Annotated in this window: 17 protein-coding genes; 13 read left to right on the top strand and 4 right to left on the bottom strand. The window is 74.2% G+C overall.

Features of this window, described 5'->3' with window-relative positions; translation table 11 throughout:
• Positions 1–57: 57 nt before the first annotated feature.
• On the bottom strand, positions 58–957 hold the full coding sequence (locus ACIRYZ_RS03850) for an ABC transporter permease (RefSeq protein ID WP_402939089.1): 900 nt from the start codon (positions 955–957) through the stop codon (positions 58–60).
• Positions 954–1802 carry a molybdate ABC transporter substrate-binding protein gene (gene modA / locus ACIRYZ_RS03845; RefSeq protein ID WP_402939086.1) on the bottom strand — a complete coding sequence of 283 codons (849 nt, stop codon included), beginning with the start codon at positions 1800–1802 and terminating at the stop codon, positions 954–956. Before modA ends, ACIRYZ_RS03850 begins: the two co-directional genes overlap by 4 nt.
• A gap of 356 nt (positions 1803–2158) precedes the next feature.
• Here modA and ACIRYZ_RS03840 point away from each other — a divergent pair, with 356 nt between their 5' ends.
• From ACIRYZ_RS03840 to ACIRYZ_RS03810, 7 genes are all read left to right on the top strand, one after another.
• Positions 2159–3226: an RNA ligase (ATP) gene (locus ACIRYZ_RS03840; RefSeq protein WP_402939084.1), complete on the top strand. Its 1068-nt coding sequence runs from the start codon at positions 2159–2161 to the stop codon at positions 3224–3226.
• 140 nt (positions 3227–3366) lie between these two features.
• The gene (locus ACIRYZ_RS03835) at positions 3367–4731 is read left to right on the top strand and encodes a cytochrome P450 (protein WP_402939082.1); all 1365 of its coding nucleotides are present in this window, start codon (positions 3367–3369) and stop codon (positions 4729–4731) included.
• Between the two features lie 439 nt (positions 4732–5170).
• A complete protein-coding gene (locus tag ACIRYZ_RS03830) occupies positions 5171–6034 on the top strand; it encodes an MHYT domain-containing protein (protein ID WP_402939079.1) in 864 nt (287 codons plus the stop codon).
• A gap of 110 nt (positions 6035–6144) precedes the next feature.
• Positions 6145–8934, top strand: coding sequence for a nitrate- and nitrite sensing domain-containing protein (locus ACIRYZ_RS03825; RefSeq protein ID WP_402939076.1), 2790 nt, complete (start codon positions 6145–6147; stop codon positions 8932–8934).
• Positions 8931–9341 (top strand): roadblock/LC7 domain-containing protein, encoded by a 411-nt coding sequence (locus tag ACIRYZ_RS03820; protein WP_387614128.1) that lies wholly within the window; start codon positions 8931–8933, stop codon positions 9339–9341. Before ACIRYZ_RS03825 ends, ACIRYZ_RS03820 begins: the two co-directional genes overlap by 4 nt.
• Before the next feature lie 251 nt (positions 9342–9592).
• Positions 9593–9940: a DUF742 domain-containing protein gene (locus ACIRYZ_RS03815; RefSeq protein WP_393024629.1), complete on the top strand. Its 348-nt coding sequence runs from the start codon at positions 9593–9595 to the stop codon at positions 9938–9940.
• A complete protein-coding gene (locus ACIRYZ_RS03810) occupies positions 9921–10592 on the top strand; it encodes a GTP-binding protein (protein WP_402939073.1) in 672 nt (223 codons plus the stop codon). Before ACIRYZ_RS03815 ends, ACIRYZ_RS03810 begins: the two co-directional genes overlap by 20 nt.
• Positions 10593–10758: 166 nt before the next feature.
• On the opposite strand, the gene ACIRYZ_RS03805 is transcribed toward ACIRYZ_RS03810, so the two are convergent.
• A complete protein-coding gene (locus ACIRYZ_RS03805) occupies positions 10759–11130 on the bottom strand; it encodes a hypothetical protein (protein WP_402939070.1) in 372 nt (123 codons plus the stop codon).
• A gap of 320 nt (positions 11131–11450) precedes the next feature.
• Between ACIRYZ_RS03805 and ACIRYZ_RS03800 the strand changes: the two genes are divergently transcribed.
• Positions 11451–11954, top strand: a complete 504-nt coding sequence (locus tag ACIRYZ_RS03800) for an RNA polymerase sigma factor (protein WP_402939067.1) — start codon at positions 11451–11453, stop codon at positions 11952–11954.
• Between the two features lie 137 nt (positions 11955–12091).
• Positions 12092–13057, top strand: a complete 966-nt coding sequence (locus ACIRYZ_RS03795) for a hypothetical protein (RefSeq protein ID WP_402939064.1) — start codon at positions 12092–12094, stop codon at positions 13055–13057.
• An 88-nt stretch (positions 13058–13145) separates the two neighbouring features.
• On the opposite strand, the gene ACIRYZ_RS03790 is transcribed toward ACIRYZ_RS03795, so the two are convergent.
• Positions 13146–14573 carry a cation:dicarboxylate symporter family transporter gene (locus ACIRYZ_RS03790; protein ID WP_402939061.1) on the bottom strand — a complete coding sequence of 476 codons (1428 nt, stop codon included), beginning with the start codon at positions 14571–14573 and terminating at the stop codon, positions 13146–13148.
• Between the two features lie 195 nt (positions 14574–14768).
• On the opposite strand from ACIRYZ_RS03790, the gene ACIRYZ_RS03785 reads away from it, so the two are divergent.
• The 4 genes from ACIRYZ_RS03785 to ACIRYZ_RS03770 all read left to right on the top strand — a co-directional run bounded on the left by ACIRYZ_RS03785 (position 14769) and on the right by ACIRYZ_RS03770 (position 20236).
• Positions 14769–16451, top strand: coding sequence for an ATP-binding protein (locus tag ACIRYZ_RS03785; protein ID WP_402939058.1), 1683 nt, complete (start codon positions 14769–14771; stop codon positions 16449–16451).
• A complete protein-coding gene (locus ACIRYZ_RS03780) occupies positions 16448–17170 on the top strand; it encodes a response regulator (protein ID WP_402939056.1) in 723 nt (240 codons plus the stop codon). Before ACIRYZ_RS03785 ends, ACIRYZ_RS03780 begins: the two co-directional genes overlap by 4 nt.
• A 154-nt stretch (positions 17171–17324) precedes the next feature.
• Positions 17325–18725, top strand: a complete 1401-nt coding sequence (locus tag ACIRYZ_RS03775) for a diaminobutyrate--2-oxoglutarate transaminase (RefSeq protein ID WP_402939053.1) — start codon at positions 17325–17327, stop codon at positions 18723–18725.
• The gene (locus ACIRYZ_RS03770; protein WP_402939050.1) at positions 18722–20236 is read left to right on the top strand and encodes a pyridoxal phosphate-dependent decarboxylase family protein; all 1515 of its coding nucleotides are present in this window, start codon (positions 18722–18724) and stop codon (positions 20234–20236) included. The genes ACIRYZ_RS03775 and ACIRYZ_RS03770 overlap by 4 nt, the downstream gene beginning before the upstream one ends.
• The last annotated feature ends 19 nt before the right edge of the window (positions 20237–20255 follow it).

The following is a 20255-nucleotide window of genomic DNA, read 5'->3' as shown; positions in this document are numbered from 1 at the left end:
ATCTCGGTTCAGGGGCCGGTTCGTTCGGTTCGGGGTCGGTTCAGGGGGTGGGTCGGGTCAAGGGGTCGACATCCAGCGGTCGCGCAGGCCGACCAGGACGGCGACGGAGACCGCCAGCAGGACCAGCGACAGCGCGATCGCGGCCTCCGGATCGGACTCCATGGCCAGGTAGACGGCCAGCGGCATGGTCTGGGTGCGGCCCGGGAAGTTGCCCGCGAAGGTGATCGTCGCGCCGAACTCGCCGAGCGCCCGGGCCCAGGCCAGGACGGCCCCGGCGGCGATCCCCGGGGCGATCATCGGCAGGGTGACCCGGCGGAACGCGGTCAGCCGGGAGGCGCCCAGGGTCGCGGCGGCCTCCTCGTAGCGGGGGTCGGCCGCCCGCAGCGCGCCCTCGACGCTGATCACCAGGAAAGGCATCGCCACGAAGGCCTCGGCGATCACGACCCCGGTGGTGGTGAAGGGCAGCGTGATGCCGAAGGCGGAGTCCAGCCAGGAGCCGACGATCCCGCGCCGCCCCAGCACCAGCAGCAGCGCCACACCGCCGACCACCGGCGGCAGCACCAGCGGCAGGGTGACCAGCGCCCGGATCACCCGCCGGCCGGGCAGTTCGGTGCGGGCGAGCAGCCAGGCCAGCGGGACGCCGAGGACCAGCGAGACCGCGGTGGCGGCCGTCGCGCAGATCAGCGACAGCCGCAGGGCGTCCCAGGCGGCCGTGCTGGTGAGCTGCTCGGACAGGCCGCTCCACGGCGCCCGGACCAGCAGGCCCACCAGCGGGAGGACCAGGAACGCCAGCCCGAGCAGCGCCGGGAGCAGCAGCGTGACCGGGACGCGCTGCGTGCCCGGGCGGCGGCGCGGCAGGGCCCTCCCGGGTCCTGCCGTCGCCGGGGCGCCCTGGTCCCCGGAGCCGTCGCGGCCGTCGGCACGGCTGCCGTCGCGGCCGGTGGTGCGCTTGTTCACGGCGCCTGGAAGCCCGCCGTGGTCAGCACCTGCTTGGCCTCGGGCGACTGGATGTAGGCGACGAAGGCGGCGGCGCCGTCCTTGTTCGGCGCCTTGGCGAGCGCGGCGATCGGGTAGTCGTTCACGGCCTTGTCGGCCTCGGGGAAGTCCACACCGTCGATCTTCGCAGCATCGGACTGCACATCGGTCTTGTACACCAGCGAGGCGTCGACCTCGCCGAGCTCGACCTTGGTGAGCGCGCCCTTGACGTCCTGCTCCAGGGTGACCGGGGTGAGGTTGAGGCCCGCGGCCTTCAGCGCGGTCTGGGCGGCGGCGCCGCAGGGCACCTCCTTTGCGCACAGCGCGACCTTCACGCCGGAGCCGGTGAGGTCCTTCAGGCCCGCGATGTGCTTGGGGTTGCCCTTGGGCACGGCGATGGTGAGGGTGTTCTTCACGAAGGTCTTCGGCTCGCCGCCGGCGCCGCCCGCGTCGGTGACGGTCTTCATGGTGGCCGGGCTGGCGGCGGCGAACACGTCCGCCGGGGCACCCGAGTTGATGCTGGTGGCGAGGGCGGAGCTGCCGCCGAAGTTGAACGTGACCTTGGTGCCCGGGTTGGCGGCCTCGAACTTCTTGCCGAGGTCGGTGAAGGTCTCCTTGAGCGAGGCGGCGGCGAACACGGTGATGTCGCCGTGGGCCTTCGGGGCGCTGCTGTTGCCGGTCGCGTCGCCCGTGGCCCTCGCGCTGCTGCTCGCGGCCGAGGAGGTGGCACCGCCGTCGCTGCCGCAGGCGGTGACCCCGAGGCTGAGGGCGAGGACCGCCGCAGCGGCGACGGCGAGTCTGCGGCTGGCGGTGGTGCGGGTGCTCATCAGTGCTTCCCCTCCAGGGTTCGCGCCGGAAGGGGCGCGGAGGTGTGACCGCAGATGCGGCCATGACGGCGATCATAGTGCCGCAGATGCGAGCGATAAATCCTCTGTCGCTTCGCACAGACGGGCTGGGGGGAGGGGCTCGGGCCCACTGTGGGAAGGCTCAAACGTGCACGGACGGTTCGTGTTCGCGGACGGTCCGGCGGGGCGGACCGCTCGGCGGGGTGGCAGGTGGTCCCGGCGTGGAAAATGCGTCGCACCGAGGCCGGTCGAAAGGCCAGAGTGTCCGCAGCCCGGCCGTACGACCGAGGAGCGGTCGCGCCGGGCCCAACAGCCGAGCCCAGGGGAGGAGTCCACCCATGTCCACACTTCGAGTCACAGCCGAGAGGCTGGTCATTCTTGAGCACCCGAACGCCGATGCCCTGGAGTTGGCGCAGGTCGGCCTCTACCGTGCGGTGGTCGCGAAGGGCGCCTACCGGACCGGCGACGTCGCCCTCTACATCCCCGAACAGGCCGTCCTCCCGGATGAGTTGATCGAGGAGATCGGTCTGACCGGCAAGCTGGCCGGTGCGCGGGCGAACCGGGTGAAGGCGGTACGGCTGCGCGGAGAGCTCTCCCAGGGCATCGTCTGCCGGCCAGCCGCGCTCGCCGACACCGACCTGGCCGGGGCCGCGGACCGGGGCGAGGACTTCGCCGAGCTGCTCGGGATCGTCAAGTGGCAGCCGCCGGTGCCGACTTCGATGAGCGGAGAGGTGATCAGCGCGCCGGACCTGCTGCCCTGGGTGGACGTCGAGAACCTCAAGCGCTACCCGGACGTCTTCGAGCCGGGCGAGCCGGTGGTGCTGACCGAGAAGCTGCACGGCAGTTGCTGCCTGGTCACCTACACCGCCGCCACCGGTGGGGTGCAGGTCTCCTCCAAGGGGATCGGCGCGCAGGGGCTGGCGCTGGTCGAGGACGGGCGAAACCTGTACTGGCGGGCGGTGCGCGGGTACGGCATCGCGGAGGTGGCGGCCCGACTGGCCGAGCGGCTGGGCGCCGAGCGGGTCGGCATCTTCGGCGAGGTGTTCGGCGAGGGCGTCCAGGACCTGACGTACGGGGCCTCCGCTCGCACCGAACGGCCCGGTTACGCCGCGTTCGACGTGTCGGCCGTGGTCGACGGGCAGCTGACCTGGCTGCCCGCCGCCGAGCTGCTGGACGGCGAACTGCCGTTGGTGCCCGAGCTGTGGCGCGGGCCGTTCGACGCCGGGACGGTGCTGGCGTACGCGCAAGGCAGGGAGGCCCACTCCGGGCGCGAACTCCACCTGCGCGAGGGCGTGGTGGTCCGGCCGGTCGCCGAGCGCTGGAGCCCGGTGCTGGGCGGGCGGGCGATCGCCAAGGTGGTCAGCGACGCCTATCTGACGCGCAAGGGCGGCACCGAGTACGAGTGAGTCGGGCGCTCGGTGCTCGCGGTCGGGTCGGGTGCGCGGTCGGGCCGGGTGCGCGCCCGCCCGCGCGTTTGCGCCCGACGCTTCCACGGCTGAATACCCGTCAGTAAGGTTGAGGGGTCGCCAGCGCAGAAGGAGTGCCGATGAGCACCGCAGCCGCCGTACCCGGACCGGCCGGGAACCCCCTGGTCGGGTCGCTCTTCGACCTCACCCGCCGTCCGCTGCGCACCTACCTCGCGGCCCGTCGCGACTACGGGGACGTGGTGCGCTTCCAGGCCGGGCCGCCCGGCCTGCGCGTCGAGTTCTACGGGGTTTTCTCGCCCGAGGGCGTCCACCAGGTGCTGGGCACCGAGGCGGCCAACTTCCGCAAGGAGAACAGCTTCTACGACGAGCTGCGGACCAGCGTCGGCAACGGGCTGCTCACCAGCCAGGACGGCGACTACCAGCGCCAGCGTCGGCTGGTCCAGCCGCTGTTCACCCGGCGCCGGGTGGACGGCTACGCCGACGCGCTCGCCCAGGAGGCGCAGGCGCTCGCCGAGCGGTGGCGGGCCGTGCCGGACGGGGTGGTGGACGCGGCGGAGGAGATGTCGCGGTTCGCGCTGCGCGCGGTGGCGCGGATCCTCTTCGGTGCCGACGTGGAGGAGGCGGTGGAGGTGGTGGACCGCAGCTTCCCGGCGCTCGGCGAGTACATCAAGGAACGCGGCTTCGCACCGGTCCGGTTTCCGCGCAACTGGCCGACGCCCGGAAATCGGCGCGGCGCCGAGGCGCAGCGGGCGCTGTACGAGATCTGTGACCGGATCATCGCCGAGCGGGCCGCGCGCGGGGGTGGCGACGAGGACGCGGACGACCTGCTGACGCTGCTCGGAAGGGCCCGCGGCGAGGACGGGGAGCAGCTGGATCCGGCCGAACTCCGGGACCAGGTCCTGGTGTTCCTGCTCGCCGGGCACGAGACCACGGCCACTTCGCTGGCCTTCGCGCTGCATCTGCTGGCCAAGCACCCGGAGCAGCGCAAGCTCGCGCAGGAGGAGGCGCGGACCGTCCTGGCCGGGCGGGCGCCGACGGCGGCGGACCTGGAGCGGCTGCCGTACATCACCCGGGTGCTGAAGGAGGCGATGCGGCTCTTCCCGGCGGCGGCGCTGGTCGGGCGGCGGGCGGTCGAGGAGACGGTCATCGACGGGTACGTCATCCCGGCGGGGGCCCAGGTCGTGGTCGCGCCGCTGGTCACCCAGCGGCACCCGGACCACTGGGTGGAGCCGGAGCGCTTCGACCCGGACCGGTTCCTGCCGGAGGAGGAGAAGGCCCGGCACCGGTACGCCTACTTCCCGTTCGGCGGGGGGCCGCGGGCGTGCATCGGGCAGCACTTCTCGATGCTGGAGGCGGTGCTGACCCTCGGGGTGCTACTGCGGGACTTCGAGATGGAGGTGGTGGACCAGCGGGTGGCGCTCGTGCAGGGCATCACGCTGCGGGCGGCGAGTGCGATGCGGATGCGGGTGGCGGCGGTGGACTGACGCCTGACGGCCGACAGCTGTCGGGTTTCGGCGTTCAGGGTTCAGCGTTCAACTTTCAGCGGACAGATAACAGATTTCGAAATCTGTTATCTGTCCGCTGTTCGTTGTTCGCTGCCTGTTGTCCGCTGTTCGCTGCCCGTCGTTGGTCGTTCGCCGGATTCCATGCCGGATTCCATGCCGGATTCCATGCCGGATTCCATGCCGGGTTCCATGGCGGGACCTGGGCACACGACCGGGCCATTCGAACACATCACCCCTGCCGTGCGGGCAGCTTTTCGGATCTTCGGGTGGTCGATTCAGGCCCCTCGGTAGCGTCCCACGCACCCCAGGTCGAAAGCGCACATGTGAATGGCATATGCCCCGCGTGCAGTCCGCCCGGCCGGGGGAGCCCGGGCGCACCGCGTACCGGTCCGGGCCCGACCGGTCGACCGGAGGTCCCATGGGCACCCTGAACCACTTCAGCTTCGGCTGGCTGACCCCCGTCCTCTCGTACCTGATGGCCTCCGCCGGCGCCGCCCTCGGGCTGCGCTGCACCCTGCGCGGCCTCGCCGCGGGCGGCGCTGTCCGCCGGAACTGGCTGGTCACCGCCGCCGCGGCGATCGGCTCCGGTATCTGGACCATGCACTTCGTCGCCATGTTCGGCTTCACCGTGGACGGCACCGAGCTGCGCTACAACGTGCCGCTGACCGTGCTCAGCCTGGTCGTCGCGGTGCTGGTCACCGGCCTGGGCCTGACCGTCGTCACCTACGGCAGACACCGGGGCCTCGCCCTGCTCGGCGGCGGCTTCACCACCGGGGTCGGCGTCGCCGCGATGCACTACCTCGGGATGGCCGCCGTCCGGATGCACGGCGGGCTGCGCTACGACGCGGGAACGGTCGCGCTGTCCGTGCTGGTCGCGGTCGGCGCCGCCACCGCCGCGCTCTGGGCCGCCGTCACCATCCGCAACGTGTACGCGGCGGTCGCCGCCTCGCTGGCCATGGGGCTCGCCGTCAGCTGCATGCACTACACCGGCATGGCTGCCGTGCACGTCCAGCTGGACCCCGCCCGCACCGGCCTCGGCGGGGTCAGCCCGATGGAGTTCGTCTTCCCGCTCGCCGTCGGCCTCGGCTCCTTCCTCTTCCTCGCCTCGGCCTTCGTCGCGCTCTCCCCGACCGCCCAGGAGCGGGCCGGCTACCTGGCGGCGGGCGAGCTGACCATCGAGGAGTTCCCGGCGCCACCCGCCCACCCCGACGTCGAGCTCCCGGGCGCGGGACTCCCCGACCCGTACCGCCACGGCTCCGAGCAGCACGACCGCGCCGCCTGAGCGGCCGCGCCCGAGGCGGACCCCGGCCGGCGCCGGTCCCCGCCGACGTCCGTTCCGGTCGACGTCCGTTCCCGTCCGACGCCAGTCCCCGCCCGAAAGGCCCCTCACCCATGCGAGAAGACCGCGGTACCGCCCCCGGGGCGCGCCGGGGTGCCCACGCCGGGCCGCCCGCCCGTCCACCGCGCCCCGGGCCCTGGCTGCGCGGGCTGCGCCCCCGGACCGTCCGGGCCCGGATCATCGCCCTGCTGATGGTCCCGGTCGTCTCCGTCATCGCCCTCTGGGGCTTCGCGACCGTCACCACCGCCCAGGGCGTCTGGGACCTGCTGCGCCTGCGCGACGCCCAGCGCACCCTGCTCGCGCCCGTCGCCGGGACGGTCGCCGGTCTGCAGGCCGAACGCGCCGCCGCCGGCCAGCTGTTGGCTACCCCGGGCGCCGCGCCTTCCGCGCCTTCCGCGCCTTCCGCGCCCTCCGCCCCGTCCGCCACCCGGGAGAGCGCCCTGCGCGAGGCCGCCGACGCCACCGACCGGGCGCTCACCCCGCTGTTCCCCGACCCCCGTCACCCGGGCCAGGGCTACAACCGCGCGGACGCCCAGGGCCTGGGCGCCGACGCCGCCGCCCGCCTGGACGCCCTCGGCACCTCCCTCGCCGCCCTGCCCGAGCTGCGCGCCCGGGTGCTGGCCCGGACCGTCGGCTGGCCCGAGGCGTACGCCGCGTACGGCGCGGCCGTGGACCGGGCGCTCGCCGTGTCCGGCGCCGTCGCCCCGCAGCAGGACGGCAGCTCGGCCGCCGACACCCGGGTGCTGCTGGACCTCGCCCGTTCCCGCGAACTCCTCGCCCGCGAGGACGCGTTGCTGCGCACCGCCCAGCTCTCCGGCACGCTCGGCGACGACCAGCTGCGCGAGTTCTCCGGCGCGGTCTTCGCCCGGCGCGAGTTCGAGCAGGGCACGGCCGCCGACCTGCGCCCCGCCGACCGGGACGCGCTGCTCGCCGTCACCGACGGCCAGGACCACCGGGAGCTGGTCGGCTTCGAGGACAGGATCCGTACCGCCGTCGACGGCCGTACCGCCGTCGCCGCCGTGCCCGCCGACCGGTGGGCGATGGTGGCCGGGAACGTGACCGGTGGCCTGCGCGCCGTCGAGGACCGGGCCGGACGGCTCGCCGCCGAGCGCCAGAACCCCTACGCCCTGGGCCTGTTCACGCCGGCCGGGATCGCCGTGCTGCTCGGTATGCTCGGGGTGGTCGCCTCGCTGGTGATCTCGGGACAGATCGGCCGCGGCCTGGTCACCGAGCTGATCGGCCTGCGGAACTCGGCACTTGACCTGGCCGGCCGCAAACTGCCCGCCATGATCCGGAGGTTGCGCGCGGGGGAGGAGGTGGACATCGAGGCCGAGGCGCCCCGCCCGGTGGGTCGCGACGACGAGATCGGCCAGGTGCACCGGGCGCTCGGCACCGTCCAGCGGGCGGCCGTCACGGCGGCGGTGGAACGAGCCGAGGTGCTGTCCGGGGTCTCTGGGGTGTTCGTCAACCTCGCTCGCCGTAGCCAGGTCCTGGTGCACCGCCAACTCACCCTGCTGGACGCCATGGAGCGGCGCACCGAGGACCCGTCCGAGCTGGCCGACCTGTTCCGTCTCGACCACCTCACCACCCGGATGCGCCGCCACGCGGAGGGGCTGATCATCCTCTCCGGGGCCGTCCCCGGCCGGGCCTGGCGCCGGCCCGTCCCCCTGGTGGACGTGGTGCGCGCGGCCGTCTCGGAGGTCGAGGAGTACGCCAGGGTCGAGGTGCACCCGCTGCCGCGGGCCGCCGTGGTCGGCCACGCCGTCGCCGACCTCACCCACCTGGTGGCCGAACTGGTCGAGAACGCCACCGGGTTCTCCCCGCCGCACACCCGGGTGCACATCCGGGGCGAACAGGTCGGCAACGGCTACGCGTTGGAGATCGAGGACCGCGGCCTCGGCATGGGACCGGTCCCGCTGGCCGCCGCCAACCGCCGGATCGTCGCCGCCGAGCAGACCGACCTGTTCGACAGCGACCGGCTCGGCCTGTTCGTGGTCAGCCGGCTCGCCCGGCGGCACGACGTCAGGGTCTCGCTGGTGACCTCCGCGTACGGCGGCACCACCGCCGTGGTCCTGCTGCCCACCGGGGTGCTGGCCGACGAGCGGCACGGCGGGGCGCAATCCTTCGATCCGGTGGCGGAGTTGGACGTCGTCACTGCTCCGGCCGGTCCGGCCGACCCGGAATGGATGGCCGTGCCGGAGGGCCGGGCCTTCCCGGAGTCGCCGACCGCCGCGACGCGGCCGGAGCCCGCACCCCTCCCGGCCGAGGGCCTGGCCTTCCCTGGTGGCGGGGTGACGGAGATCGAGCTTCCGGCGGCGGGTGGGCCGCTGCCGGAGGGCGGGGCACTGCTGGCCTTCGGCGTCCGGGGCGGCGACCCCGGGCCGGTGCGTCGCACCCCCTTCCGGGCCTCCGGTGCCCGGACGGCCGGACCGGCTGCGGACGGGGGCCCGGGTGCCGCCGCCCGTCCGCAGTCCGGTCCGCCGCAGCCGTACCGCACGGCGGCCGCGCCGGCGGCCGGAGAATCCCAACCGGGCAGTGGGCCAGAGGAGTTGCCGCGTCGAGTGCGGCAGGCGAGCCTGGTGCCCCAACTGCGCGAGGCTCCGGCCGGACCGGCCCCGCGTACCCGTCGGACCGCCGCCGCCGGGGCTTCCGGGGTTGCCGGTCCGGCGCCCGCGGGTCGCAGCCCGGAGGCGGCGCGCGCGGCGATGTCCGCCTTCCAGAGCGGCTGGGCACGCGGACTGCGCCCCGGCCGGCGGCCCGAGGACCCGCCGGCCGACCCAGCCCGGCCCCGGCCGCCGCGCCACCATCCGTCCTCGCCCCGACCCGAAGGAGACCGTCCGTGATCGGCACCACCCACCGCGCGGGGGAACTGAACTGGCTCCTGGACGAGTTGGTCCAGCGCGCCCCTGAGGTCCGGTTCGCCGTGATGCTCTCCGCCGACGGCCTGGCCATGGGCACCTCGACCGGACTGGACAGAGAGGACGGCGAGCACCTCGCCGCTGTCGCCTCCGGCTTCCACAGTCTGGCCAAGGGCGCCGGCCGGCACTTCGGCGCGGGCGAAGTCCGTCAGACCATGGTCGAGTTGGAGGGAGGCTACCTGCTCGTCGCGGCAGCCGGGGAGGGCACCTGCCTGGCCGTGTTCGCGAGCGCCCGGGCCGACCTCGGGCTGATCGCCTACGAGATGGCCAGACTGGTCCGCCGGGTCGGGGAGCACCTGAGCGCCGCGCCCCGCGTGGTGTACGGCGGGTGAGCCCGGTGCCCCGACCGGACCGGCCGTACCCGGCGGACCGCCCCTACCGACCGGACCGTCCGTACGGGTCCGACCAGCCGTCCGCGTCGGATCGTCCGTACGAACCGGACCGTCCGTACGAGTCGGCGCCGGCGTTCCATCCGTACCATCAGCGACATCCGGAGCATCCGCGGGCCGAGCCCGGCGAACGCCCCCGAAACCCGCTCGCCGCCGCCCACCGGGCCCGCTGGTACGACGACGAGGCCGGGCCACTGGTCCGGCCGTACACGATGACCAGGGGTCGGACCGGCGCGGGCGAGCGGCAGTTCGACCTGATCGCCGTGGTCGTGTCCGACCTGCCCGACCCGGCGCTCGCCCCGGACACGCCCGAGCCGCCGGTCGGCCCGGAGCAGGCGCGCATCCTCGGCCTGTGCCGGGGCACGCCGCTGTCCGTGGCCGAGCTGGCCGCCGACCTCGACCTGCCGGTGGGCGTCGTGCGGGTGCTGCTCGGCGACCTGCTGGCCGCCGGGCTCGTCCGGGTCAGCCGCCCCGTCCCGCCCGCCCTGCTCCCCGACGAGCGCATCCTCCAGGAGGTCATCCATGGACTCCGTGCACTCTGACCACCCGTCCGACCGCCGGCCGTCTGACCGCCGGCCGTCTGACCGCCGACTGTCCGACCCGGTGGACCCGGCCGACTCCGTGCTCGCGCTCAAGATCCTGGTGGCGGGCGGCTTCGGGGTCGGCAAGACGACGCTGGTCGGCGCCGTCAGCGAGATCAGGCCGCTGCGAACCGAGGAGCGGCTGACCGAAGCCGGGCGCGAGGTGGACGACCTCGACGGTGTCGAGCGCAAGACCACCACCACGGTGGCGATGGACTTCGGCCGGATCACCATTCGCGAGGGCCTGGCGGTCTACCTGTTCGGCACTCCGGGGCAGGACCGGTTCTGGTTCCTCTGGGACGAGCTGGCGCAGGGCGCGCTCGGTGCGGTGGTGCTGGCCGACACCCGGCGGCTGACCGACTGCTTCCCGGCCGTGGACTTCTTCGAGCACCGGGGCATTCCGTTCGTGGTCGCGGTGAACCGTTTCGCCGGGACGCGTGAGTTCGGTCCGGAGGAGGTCGCCCGCGCGCTGGACCTGGACGCCGGGACGCCGGTGGTGCTGTGCGACGCGCGTCAGCGGGCCTCGGGGAAGGAGGTGTTGATCAACCTGGTCGAGCACGCGGGGCGGGTGCACACCGCGCGGCTGCTCGAGGAGGTCTCGCCGATCCGGTGACCGGCTCGGCGCGGTGACCGGTCGGGTGGGACGACCGGTCGGGTGGGACGACGGCTGGCGGATCTCAGCGAACGGATGTCGGCGAACAGGGTTCAGCGAACAGAGTTCAGCTGGCGGATGACAGATTTCGAAATCTGTCATCCGTCAGCTGTCATCGCCTACCCGCTCAGCTGTGCCACTGGAACACGATCTTCGTCCAGGTGGACCCCGGGCAGTTGCCCCACACCGCCCAGGCCTGCGGCCGGGCGCCGATCCACAGGCCGACCGTGTAGCTGCCGTTGGCGCAGTAGGTGATGGTGCGCAGCTGGCCGGAGTAGATGTTGCAGTACCCCTCCCAGCGCCAGCCGTAGTTGGCGGTGATCACGCAGTGGTAGGGGGCGGCGACGACGTGCGGCGAGGCCGCCGCGGCCCCGGGAGTGATGGTCTGGTCGGCGGCCGGAGCCGCGGCGGCCGGCAGGGTGGCGGAACCGAGCACGCCCAGGGCGGCTACGGCGGCCATCCCGAAGGTGGCGATCTTCCTGGCGATGCAGCCTCGCATGGCACTTCTCCTCGTTCAACGGTTGCCATCGGGCGGAGCGCCCCGGCAGGCGGAACGGCGGGTGAGGTGAATTCCCGCCTCCCTCCCGGTCGATGACGAATTGCACACGAATGACTGCGCAGCGTGAGACGACGACCTATGATGTGACTCGTGTCACAACTCGCCCGGTTGGCCGGCCCGAGGTCGGCCCCGACTGGGCGTTCAGGATGCCGATTTCCGGGGAGAGCGGCATGGCGGATTGCAGCGGACGACATGCGGGCGGGCATGGGAAGGGCTTCGGTTCGGGTCCTACCGAGCGCCAATCCGCCGATTTCAACCGGGTGTTCACCGATCTTCTGCCCAGACTCCACCAGGCGGCCGCGATACTCGCCGGAAACCCGCTCGCTGCCGGTGACGTCGTCCACGACGCCTACCTGCGGATCGCCCGCCGCCCGGAGCGGTTCCTCAGCCATCCTCAGCCGTACGCCTACGCCTTCACCACGATGACCAACATCCTGCGCGACCAGTGGCGCCGGGAGCGCCGCCGGGTGGCGCTGCCCGAGGTGTCCGGGCTCGCCGAGGCGGTGGAGCGCGGCCGGTCCGCGCTCGACCCGCCGTCCGGCGGGATGGCCGAGTTGCAGGCCCGCTGGGAGGTGGTTCGGCTGCTCGGCTTCCTGACCGCCAAGCAGGCCAGGGTCGTGGTGCTGGTGGACCTCGACGGCTACTCCGTCGACGAGGCCGCCGAACTGCTCGGTCTGCATCGCAGCACCCTGGCCGTCACCCGGCGCCGCGCCCATGGCCGGCTGCGCGCGGTCCTGGAGCACGAGCGTCGGCACAGGGCCTGAGCGCGGTGCCCGGGGTGGCGTCCGGATGCCGCCCGGACGGCATCCGAGGACTCCGGACAAGGCTCCGACCGGGCCACCGACGCACCGAACTGACGGCAAGTCGGCTGATGCGCGCCCCCGGCCCGTACGCTCAAATCGTGATCACGGACGAGGACCACCGCCTGCGCGCCCTGGCCGAGGACGGCCGCTGGCCCGAGCTGCTCGCCGCCTACCGGCAGGGCCGGGCGGCCGCCGTCGTGCAGGCCGGGGAGCGGGCCGCCGTGGACCTGACCGCGCCGCTCGGCCACCTGATCGCCTACTCGGCGCCGCCCGAACTGGCCGTCCGGCTGTTCGACGCGGACGGCGGCGAGGGGACGGTCGCGGGGGTGGCCGACCACGACGCCGGCCCGCTCTGGGAGGTCCTGGCGACCCGGCACTCCTGGCTGCGGCTGGCCCCGTTGCTCGGCCCGGCCCCGGTGCGCCGACTGGTCGCGCACACCCGGGTGCTGCTCGGCGAGGACCTCTCGTACGGGGCCGAGCCCGACCCTGACGGCGTGCCGCTGCGGTTGGAGCCGTGGGAGGCGGCGGGCTGGGACGAGGCCTCGCGGGTGCGCGAGTACCTGCCCGGCGGGGGAGCGCGCAGCGCGGTGCTGACCCTGCCGGCCAGCCGGGAGGGCCTGGTCGAGGTCGAGCTGCCGGAACCGGGCGGGCGGCTGGGCGGCCAGCGGGTCACCCGGGCGCTGGCCGAACTGTCCGCGCTCGCGCCCTGGGCGGAGGTGGTCTGCGTCCGCGGCCAGGCCCAGTTGGCGGCCGCCGTGCTGGCCCGGCGCCGTCGGGTGGTCGGCGGGTACCTGCCGTTCGCGCTCGCCTGCCCGGCGCTGGTGCAGGCGGCCGCCGTGGGCCGCACCCACGGCGGGGCGCACGGGCGGCTGGGCCTCTGGCGGGCGCTGGGCGCGATGGCCGGTGCGGAGGGGCCGGACCGGACCGAGGTGAACGCCCTGGTGGCCCGGATGCGCTGCTTCACCTGGCAGGAGCCGGCCGCCGGGCTGCGCCACCTGCACCTCGCGCTGGAGGACCCGGCGAGCGGGGTGGCCTGGGCGGTCAGCGGCTCGCAGGAGTTCTGACCGCGGCGGCGGACATAAGGAACCCCGGCCCGGCGCCGTTTCCGGGGGTTGGTGGAAGCGCCGGACCGGGGAGTCGAGGAACGGCCGCTCAGACAGCGGCGGCTGCGGTTGCTGCCGCGCCCTGGGCGGCCAGGGTCTCGGGCTCGGGCTCGGCTGCGCCCGGGGCGCCGTGGACGTCGTGGGCGTCGTGGGCGTCGTGGGCGTCGACCAGGGTCAGCTCGTCGAACGGCAGCTCGCCGGCCAGCACCCGGCGGGCGCGCTCGGCGTCCAGCTCGCCGGTCCAGTGCCCGATCAGTACGGTCGCGACGGCGTTGCCCGCGAAGTTGGTGAGCGCCCGGGCCTCGGACATGAAGCGGTCGATGCCGACGATCAGGCCGACCCCGTCCACCAGCGCCGGCTTGTGCGACTGCAGCCCGCCCGCAAGGGTGGCCAGCCCGGCGCCGGTGACCCCGGCCGCGCCCTTGCTGGCGATCACCATGAACACCAGCAGCGAGAGCTGCTCGCCGATCGACATCGGCTTGTCCATCGCCTCGGAGATGAAGATCGAGGCCATGGTGAGGTAGATGGCGGTGCCGTCCAGGTTGAAGCTGTAGCCGGTCGGCACGGTGATGCCGACGACCGGGCGGCTGACGCCCAGGTGCTCCATCTTGGCGATCAGCCGGGGCAGCGCGCTCTCCGAGGAGGAGGTCGACAGGATCAGCAGGAACTCGCGGCCGAGGTACTTGAGCAGCGCGAACACGTTGATTCCGGCGATCAGGCGCAGCAGCGCGCCGAGCACCACGACGACGAACAGCACGCAGGTCACGTAGAAGCCGATCATGATCACGGCGAGGCTCTTCAGTGCGGCGGTGCCGGTGGCCCCCACCACCGCGGCCATGGCGCCGAAGGCGCCGATCGGCGCGACCCACATGATCATCGACATGATCCGGAAGACCAGGCGCTGCAGGTGCTCGATCCCGCGCAGCACCGGGGCGCCGACCGGGCCCATCGCCTGCAGCGCGAAGCCGGCCAGCAGGGCGACCAGCAGGGTTTGCAGGACCTTGCCCTGGGTGAGGGCCGAGAACAGGGTGTCGGGGATCATCCCGAGCAGGAAGTCGGTGGTCGACTGGGCGCCGCCGGCGGCCGCCTGGGCGTGGCCGGACTTGGCGAGCGCGGCGGTCAGGTGCAGGCCGTCGCCGGGCTCCAGCAGGTTGCCGACGGCCATGCCGATGGCGAGCGCGACGGTCGACATGGCGAGGAAGTAGCCGATGGCCAGGCCGCCGACCTTGCCGACCTTGGCGGCCTTGGTGACCGAGCCGATGCCCAGCACGATGGTGCAGAAGATCACCGGGCTGATCATCATCTTGATCAGGTTGACGAAACCGGTGCCGACCGGCTTCAGCTCCACGGCGAAGCCGGGGGCGACCAGCCCGACCACCACACCCGCGACCACGGCGGTGATCACCGCGAGGTAGAGGTAGTGGGTCCGGTCCTTGCGTCTGGGTCCCCCCGCCGTTGCGGCTCCAGCGATCGACATCTGCGGCTCCTTCGCCCTGCAGTCCTGGCGGCCCCGGGTGGTGGGCCGCTCCGACTATGGGCTCGGGCGTGACGGAGGTCACGTTTGCGTTCATAGAGTTCACGGTCGCTCGGTCACGGGGTTCCCGGCGTCCCCCGCCGAAGCGGGTGATCCGACCCCTGGGGTGCCCCGGGGGCGTGGTGCACACTGGCAGGCATGTCCGTGCGCACCGCCTCCGCCCGCCCGCGCCGCCGGTGGCTCCCCCTGCCGCGCCGGCTGGTCCGCAGCCTGGCCGGGCAGCTGTTCGTCGTCCAGGTGGTCATCGTGGCCGCCGTGGTCGCGGGCGGCGCGGTGCTCGCGTACCTGTTCACCGCCGAGCGCACCGAGGACGCGGCCCGCCGTGAGGTCACCTCGGTCGCCCATGCCGTCGCCGACTCGCCGTCCGTCCGGTCCGCCGTCGCCGGGTCCGACCCGACCGCGGTGCTCCAGCCGTACGTCGAGCAGGTGCGCCAGGACGCCGGGGTCTCCTTCATCACCGTCATGGACACCGACGGGGTGCGCTGGACCCACCCGCTGCCCGAGCAGATCGGCAAGCGCTACCTCGGGCACATCGACTGGGCGCTCGCCGGCCAGACCCGCAGCGAGACCTACACCGGCACGCTCGGCCCGTCCGTGCGGGTGGTCACCCCGGTGTGGGACGACCGGCACCGGGTGGTCGCGCTGGTCAGCGTCGGCCTGACGCTGGAGTCGATCTCCGCCCAGCTGGGCGGCCCGCTGCTGGCCCTGGTCGGGGTCGCGGTGGCCGCGCTCGCGCTCGGCGCAGTGGGCACCTACCTCGCCAACTCCCGGCTGCGGCGGCACACCCACGGCATGGGGCCGGACGAGCTCAGCCACCTCTACGAGTACCACCAGGCCACCTTGCGCTCGGTGCGGGAGGGGCTGATCCTGCTCGACCGCTCGCACCGGGTGGTGCTCTGCAACGACGCCGCTCGCGAACTGCTCGGCCTGGCCGGCGAGGTGGACGGACGGCCGGTGGCGGAGCTGGGCCTGCCCGAGGCGCTGGTGGCGGCCGTGCTCGGCGAGGCGCCGGTGCGGGACGAGGTGCACCTGACCGCCGAGCGGGTCGTGGTGCTCAACACCTCTGTCATCGGCACCGGCCTCGGCCGGGTGGTGACCCTTCGCGACCATACCGAACTGCAGTCACTCAGCGGTGAGTTGGACTCCGTGCGCGGCTTCACCGAGGCGCTCGGGGCGCAGGCGCACGAGGCCGCCAACCGGCTGCACGCGGTCGTCTCGCTGATCGAACTCGGCCGCCACGAAGAGGCGGTGGAGTTCGCCACCGCCGAACTCGAACTCGCCCAGCAGCTCACCGACCGGGTGGTCGCGGCGGTCAGCGAGCCGGTACTGGCCGCGCTGCTGCTCGGCAAGGCGGCCCAAGCCGCGGAACGGGGCGTGGAGTTGACCCTCACCGAGGACAGCCGGATCGACGACGGGGTGCTCCCGCCCGGCCTCTCCGCCCGGGACCTGATCACCGTGCTCGGCAACCTGATCGACAACGCCGTGGACGCCGCGATCGCCGGGGCCGCGCAGAGCCCGGCCCCGCCGGAGGTCACCGTCACCGCCCGGATCGACGGCGAGGACTCCCCGGACGCCTGTCTGCTGCTGCGGGTCGCCGACACCGGGGCGGGCATCGACCCGTCCGCCGTCCAGGACGTCTTCCGGCGCGGCTGGAGCACCAAGCAGGACAGCCACGGGCACGGCCTCGGGCTGGCGCTGGTCGCCCAGGCCGCCCGGCGCAACGGCGGCACCGTCGAGGTCGGGCGGGAGCGCGGCGCGGTGCTCACCGTACGGCTGCCGCTGGTCGGTCGGGCCCGGGGGCGGGAAGGGGCCCTGGCGTGACGGCGACCGAAGGCGCCCGGGCGGGGATCTCCGTGCTGGTGGTCGAGGACGACCCGGTGGCCGCCGCCGCGCACACCCTCTACGTGGAGCGCGAGCCCGGCTTCCACGCCGCCGGGACGGTGCACAGCTGCGCCGAAGCGCTGCGTTTCCTGGAGAAGGCGCGCGCCGCCGGGACGCCTGTCGACCTCATCCTGCTCGACCTCTATCTGCCGGACGGCCACGGCCTCCAGCTCTGCCGCACGCTGCGCGCCGCCGGGCACGGCACCGACGTCATCGCCGTCACCTCGGCCCGCGACCTCGCCATGGTGCGGCAGGCGGTCTCGGCGGGGGTCGTGCAGTACCTGCTGAAGCCGTTCAGCGCGGCCGCCCTGCACGACCGGCTGGAGCGCTACGCCCGCTACCGGGACAGCCTCGGGCGAGCCGGCGAGGCGACCGGGCAGGACGAGGTCGACCAGGCGTTCGCGCTGCTCCGCACGCCCGAGCGCAGCACCCTGCCCAAGGGGCTGAGCGCGCCCACCCTGGACTCCGTCGCGTCCGTCCTGCGCGAGGCCGCGACCGGGCTGTCGGCGGCCGCCGCGGGCGCGGCCGCCGGGGTCTCCCGGATCACGGCGCGGCGCTATCTCGAACACCTGGTGGACACCGGGCGGGCGGTGCGGGAGCCGCAGTACGGGAACGTCGGGCGACCGGAGCTGTGCTACCGGTGGAAGGGTCGGGCGTGACCTTTCGGCGCGGCGCTCGTTGCGCTGGTCGGGGGTGGCGCCAGTCATGCCGGGGGAGGTTCACCCGCTCGGGTGGTTCTGGGGTGCCCCGGGGTATTCCGCCAGGTCATGAGCGATAAAGTTAGGCTTACCTAACTTCTTCTGGGGGTTCGCCTTGTCGCTTGCCGCCGTACCCGCCCAGGCCGCCTCCGGGGCCACCGCCGCCGGGGCCCCGCCCTCCGGTGAGGCCATCCTGCGCCGCCAGCGCGTTCGCGAGTCCGCCGCCCGGACGTACGCCCGCTCCTTCCCGATCGTCCCGGTCCGGGCCAACGGCATGACCGTCGAGGGCGCCGACGGGCGGCGCTACCTGGACTGCCTCTCCGGCGCCGGCACGCTCGCCCTCGGTCACAACCACCCCGTGGTGCTGGAGGCGATCCGCCGCACCCTCGACAGCGGCGCCCCGCTGCACCTGCTCGACCTCGCCACCGCCGAGAAGGACGACTTCACCAGCGCGCTGTTCGAGAGCCTGCCCACCGAGTTCGCCGCCCGCGCTCGGGTCCACTTCTGCGGACCGGCCGGGACGGACGCCGTCGAGGCCGCGCTCAAACTGATGCAGACCGCCACCGGTCGCCCCGGCGCCCTCGCCTTCACCGGCGCCTACCACGGCATGACCGCCGGGGCCCTCGCGCTCACCGGCAACGTCGCCGTCAAGGAGCCGCTGCCGAGCGGCGGCGAAGTGGTCCGGCTGCCCTACCCGTACGGCTACCGCTGCCCGTTCGGGGTCGGCGGGGACACGGGTACCGAACTCGCCGCGACCTATGTGGAACGGTTGCTGGACGACCCTTCGGGCGGGGTCGTGCCGCCCGCCGCGATGATCCTGGAGGCCGTCCAGGGTGAGGGTGGGGTCGTCCCCGCGCCCGACGGCTGGCTGCGCGAGATGCGCCGGATCACCGCCGAACGCGGCATTCCGCTGATCGTCGACGAGGTGCAGACCGGCGTCGGGCGCACCGGCGCGATGTGGGCGGTCGAGCACAGCGGCATCGTCCCGGACGCCATGGTGCTCTCCAAGGCCATCGGCGGCAGCCTGCCGCTCGCCGTCGTCGTCTACCGCGAGGACTACGACGGCTGGCGGCCGGGCGCCCACACCGGCACCTTCCGCGGCAACACCCTCGCCATGGCCGCCGGGGCCGCCACCCTGCGGTACGTCGCCGCGCACGGGCTGGCCGAGCGGGCCGCCGTGGTCGGCGCCCGGATGGCCTCCCGGCTGCGGGAGCTCGCCGCCGAACTGCCGGTGATCGGTGATGTGCGCGGGCGCGGGCTGATGCTCGGCGTCGAGCTGGTCGACCCGGCGGCCGAGGCCGACGCCTGCGGGGCGCATCCGGCGGATCCGGCGCTCGCCGTGCGGGTACGGGAGGCGTGCCTGGCGCGGGGCCTGATCGTGGAACTCGGCGGACGGCACGACGCGGTGCTGCGGCTGCTGCCCCCGCTCACCATCACCGACGAGCAGGTGGCCGCGGTGCTCGACCGGCTGGCGGAGGCGATCGCGGCCGCCGCGTCCCCCCGAGGTGGCGCGTGACCGCCGAGCCCGGCGCGGTACCCGAACTCCCGGGCGAGGACGTCCCGTTGGACGCGCTCGCGGGCGGGGCCGACGGGCCCGGCGCGCTCGGGCCGCTGCTGGCCACCGTCCTCGACGCGCTCGACACCGGCACCGCGCTGCGCTCCGGCCCGCTGCCCGCGGGCAGCCCCGCCGAGATCGCCGCCCTGGTCGCCGACGGTCTGGCCGGGGCCGGCGGGCGCGGCGCGCTGGCCAGGCTCACCGAGCTGCTCGCCTACGGCGCCGCCGACCCGGCCGACCCCGCCTGCGCCGCCCACCTGCACTGCCCGCCGCTCGCCGTGGCCACCGCCGCCGACCTCGCCGTCAGTGCGCTCAACCCCTCGCAGGACTCCTGGGACCAGGCCCCCGCCGCGACGGCCCTCGAAACCGCGCTGCTCGCCGAACTCGCCGCGCTGGTCGGCTACGACCCGGCGCGCTCGGCGGGCGTCCTCACCTCGGGTGGCACCGAGTCCAACCTGATGGGGCTCATGCTGGCGCGCGACCAGAAGCTCGACGGCATCGTCGAGTTGGACGGGATCCCGGCCGGCGTACGACCCTGCATCCTCGCCTCCGAGGCCGCGCACTTCTCCGTCCAGCGCTCCGCCGCCCTGCTCGGACTCGGTGAACGGGCCGTGGTCGGCGTCCCGGTCGACCGCCAACTCCGGATGCGGCCGGAGGAGTTGGAACGCGCACTGGCCGAGGTCAGCTGGGCCGGACGGACCCCGATCGCCGTCGTCGCCACGGCGGGCACCACCGACACCGGCGCGATCGACCCGCTGGCCGCCGCCGCCGACCTGGCCGGCCGCTACGGCGCCTGGCTGCACGTCGACGCCGCGTACGGCGGCGGCGCGCTGCTCTCCGACCGGCTCGCCCCACTGCTGGACGGCATCGCCCGCGCCGACTCGGTCTCCCTCGACTGGCACAAGCTCGGCTGGCAGCCGGCCGCCGCCGGGACCTTCCTGGTCCGCCGGGCGGAGACGTACGTGTCGCTCGCCCGGCGCGCCGAGTACCTCAACCCGGTGGACGACGAGCAGGCCGGCTACCCCAGCCTGCTCGGCCGCTCGCTGCGCACCACCCGCCGGGCCGACGCCTTCAAACTGGCCGTCACCCTGCGCGCCCTCGGCCGCGAGGGGCTCGGCCGACTGGTGGACGCCTGCCACGAACTGGCGCTCGCCGCCGCCTCGGCGGTCCGCGCCGAGCCCTCGCTCGAACTCCACGCCGAGCCGGTGCTCACCGTGCTGCTGTTCCGCTACCGGCCACCGGGGATGACGGACGAGGCGGCCGTCGACGAGCTGAACGGGCAGCTGCGCCGGCTGCTGCTGCGCACCGGGCGGGCGGTGGTCGGGCGCACCGAGCTGCCGGGCGAGGGGCCGGGGCGGCTGCGGCTGAAGCTCACCCTGCTCAACCCGCACACGACGGCGGGTGAGGTGGGCGCGCTGCTGCGGGAAGTGGTCGGCGCGGGGCGCAAGGTCGCGGGGGAACGGGCGGGGTAGTGGGCTCGTCCGGGTGAGG

This window comes from Kitasatospora sp. NPDC101155 (genome assembly GCF_044768305.1).
Taxonomy (GTDB): Bacteria; Actinomycetota; Actinomycetes; order Streptomycetales; family Streptomycetaceae; genus Kitasatospora.
Note: the sequence above shows the minus strand (reverse complement) of the source record. Positions and strands in the feature narration are given on the sequence as shown.

What these genes read in the sequence shown, in the direction of transcription:
- ACIRYZ_RS03825 (WP_402939076.1), top strand. Translation starts at nt 6,145, where the DNA reads ATGCGAGAAGACCGCGGTACCGCCCCCGGGGCGCGCCGGGGTGCCCAC.
- ACIRYZ_RS03790 (WP_402939061.1), bottom strand. Translation starts at nt 14,573, where the DNA reads ATGTCGATCGCTGGAGCCGCAACGGCGGGGGGACCCAGACGCAAGGAC.
- ACIRYZ_RS03810 (WP_402939073.1), top strand. Translation starts at nt 9,921, where the DNA reads ATGGACTCCGTGCACTCTGACCACCCGTCCGACCGCCGGCCGTCTGAC.
- modA (WP_402939086.1), bottom strand. Translation starts at nt 1,802, where the DNA reads ATGAGCACCCGCACCACCGCCAGCCGCAGACTCGCCGTCGCCGCTGCG.
- ACIRYZ_RS03830 (WP_402939079.1), top strand. Translation starts at nt 5,171, where the DNA reads ATGGGCACCCTGAACCACTTCAGCTTCGGCTGGCTGACCCCCGTCCTC.
- ACIRYZ_RS03805 (WP_402939070.1), bottom strand. Translation starts at nt 11,130, where the DNA reads ATGCGAGGCTGCATCGCCAGGAAGATCGCCACCTTCGGGATGGCCGCC.
- ACIRYZ_RS03840 (WP_402939084.1), top strand. Translation starts at nt 2,159, where the DNA reads ATGTCCACACTTCGAGTCACAGCCGAGAGGCTGGTCATTCTTGAGCAC.
- ACIRYZ_RS03835 (WP_402939082.1), top strand. Translation starts at nt 3,367, where the DNA reads ATGAGCACCGCAGCCGCCGTACCCGGACCGGCCGGGAACCCCCTGGTC.
- ACIRYZ_RS03785 (WP_402939058.1), top strand. Translation starts at nt 14,769, where the DNA reads ATGTCCGTGCGCACCGCCTCCGCCCGCCCGCGCCGCCGGTGGCTCCCC.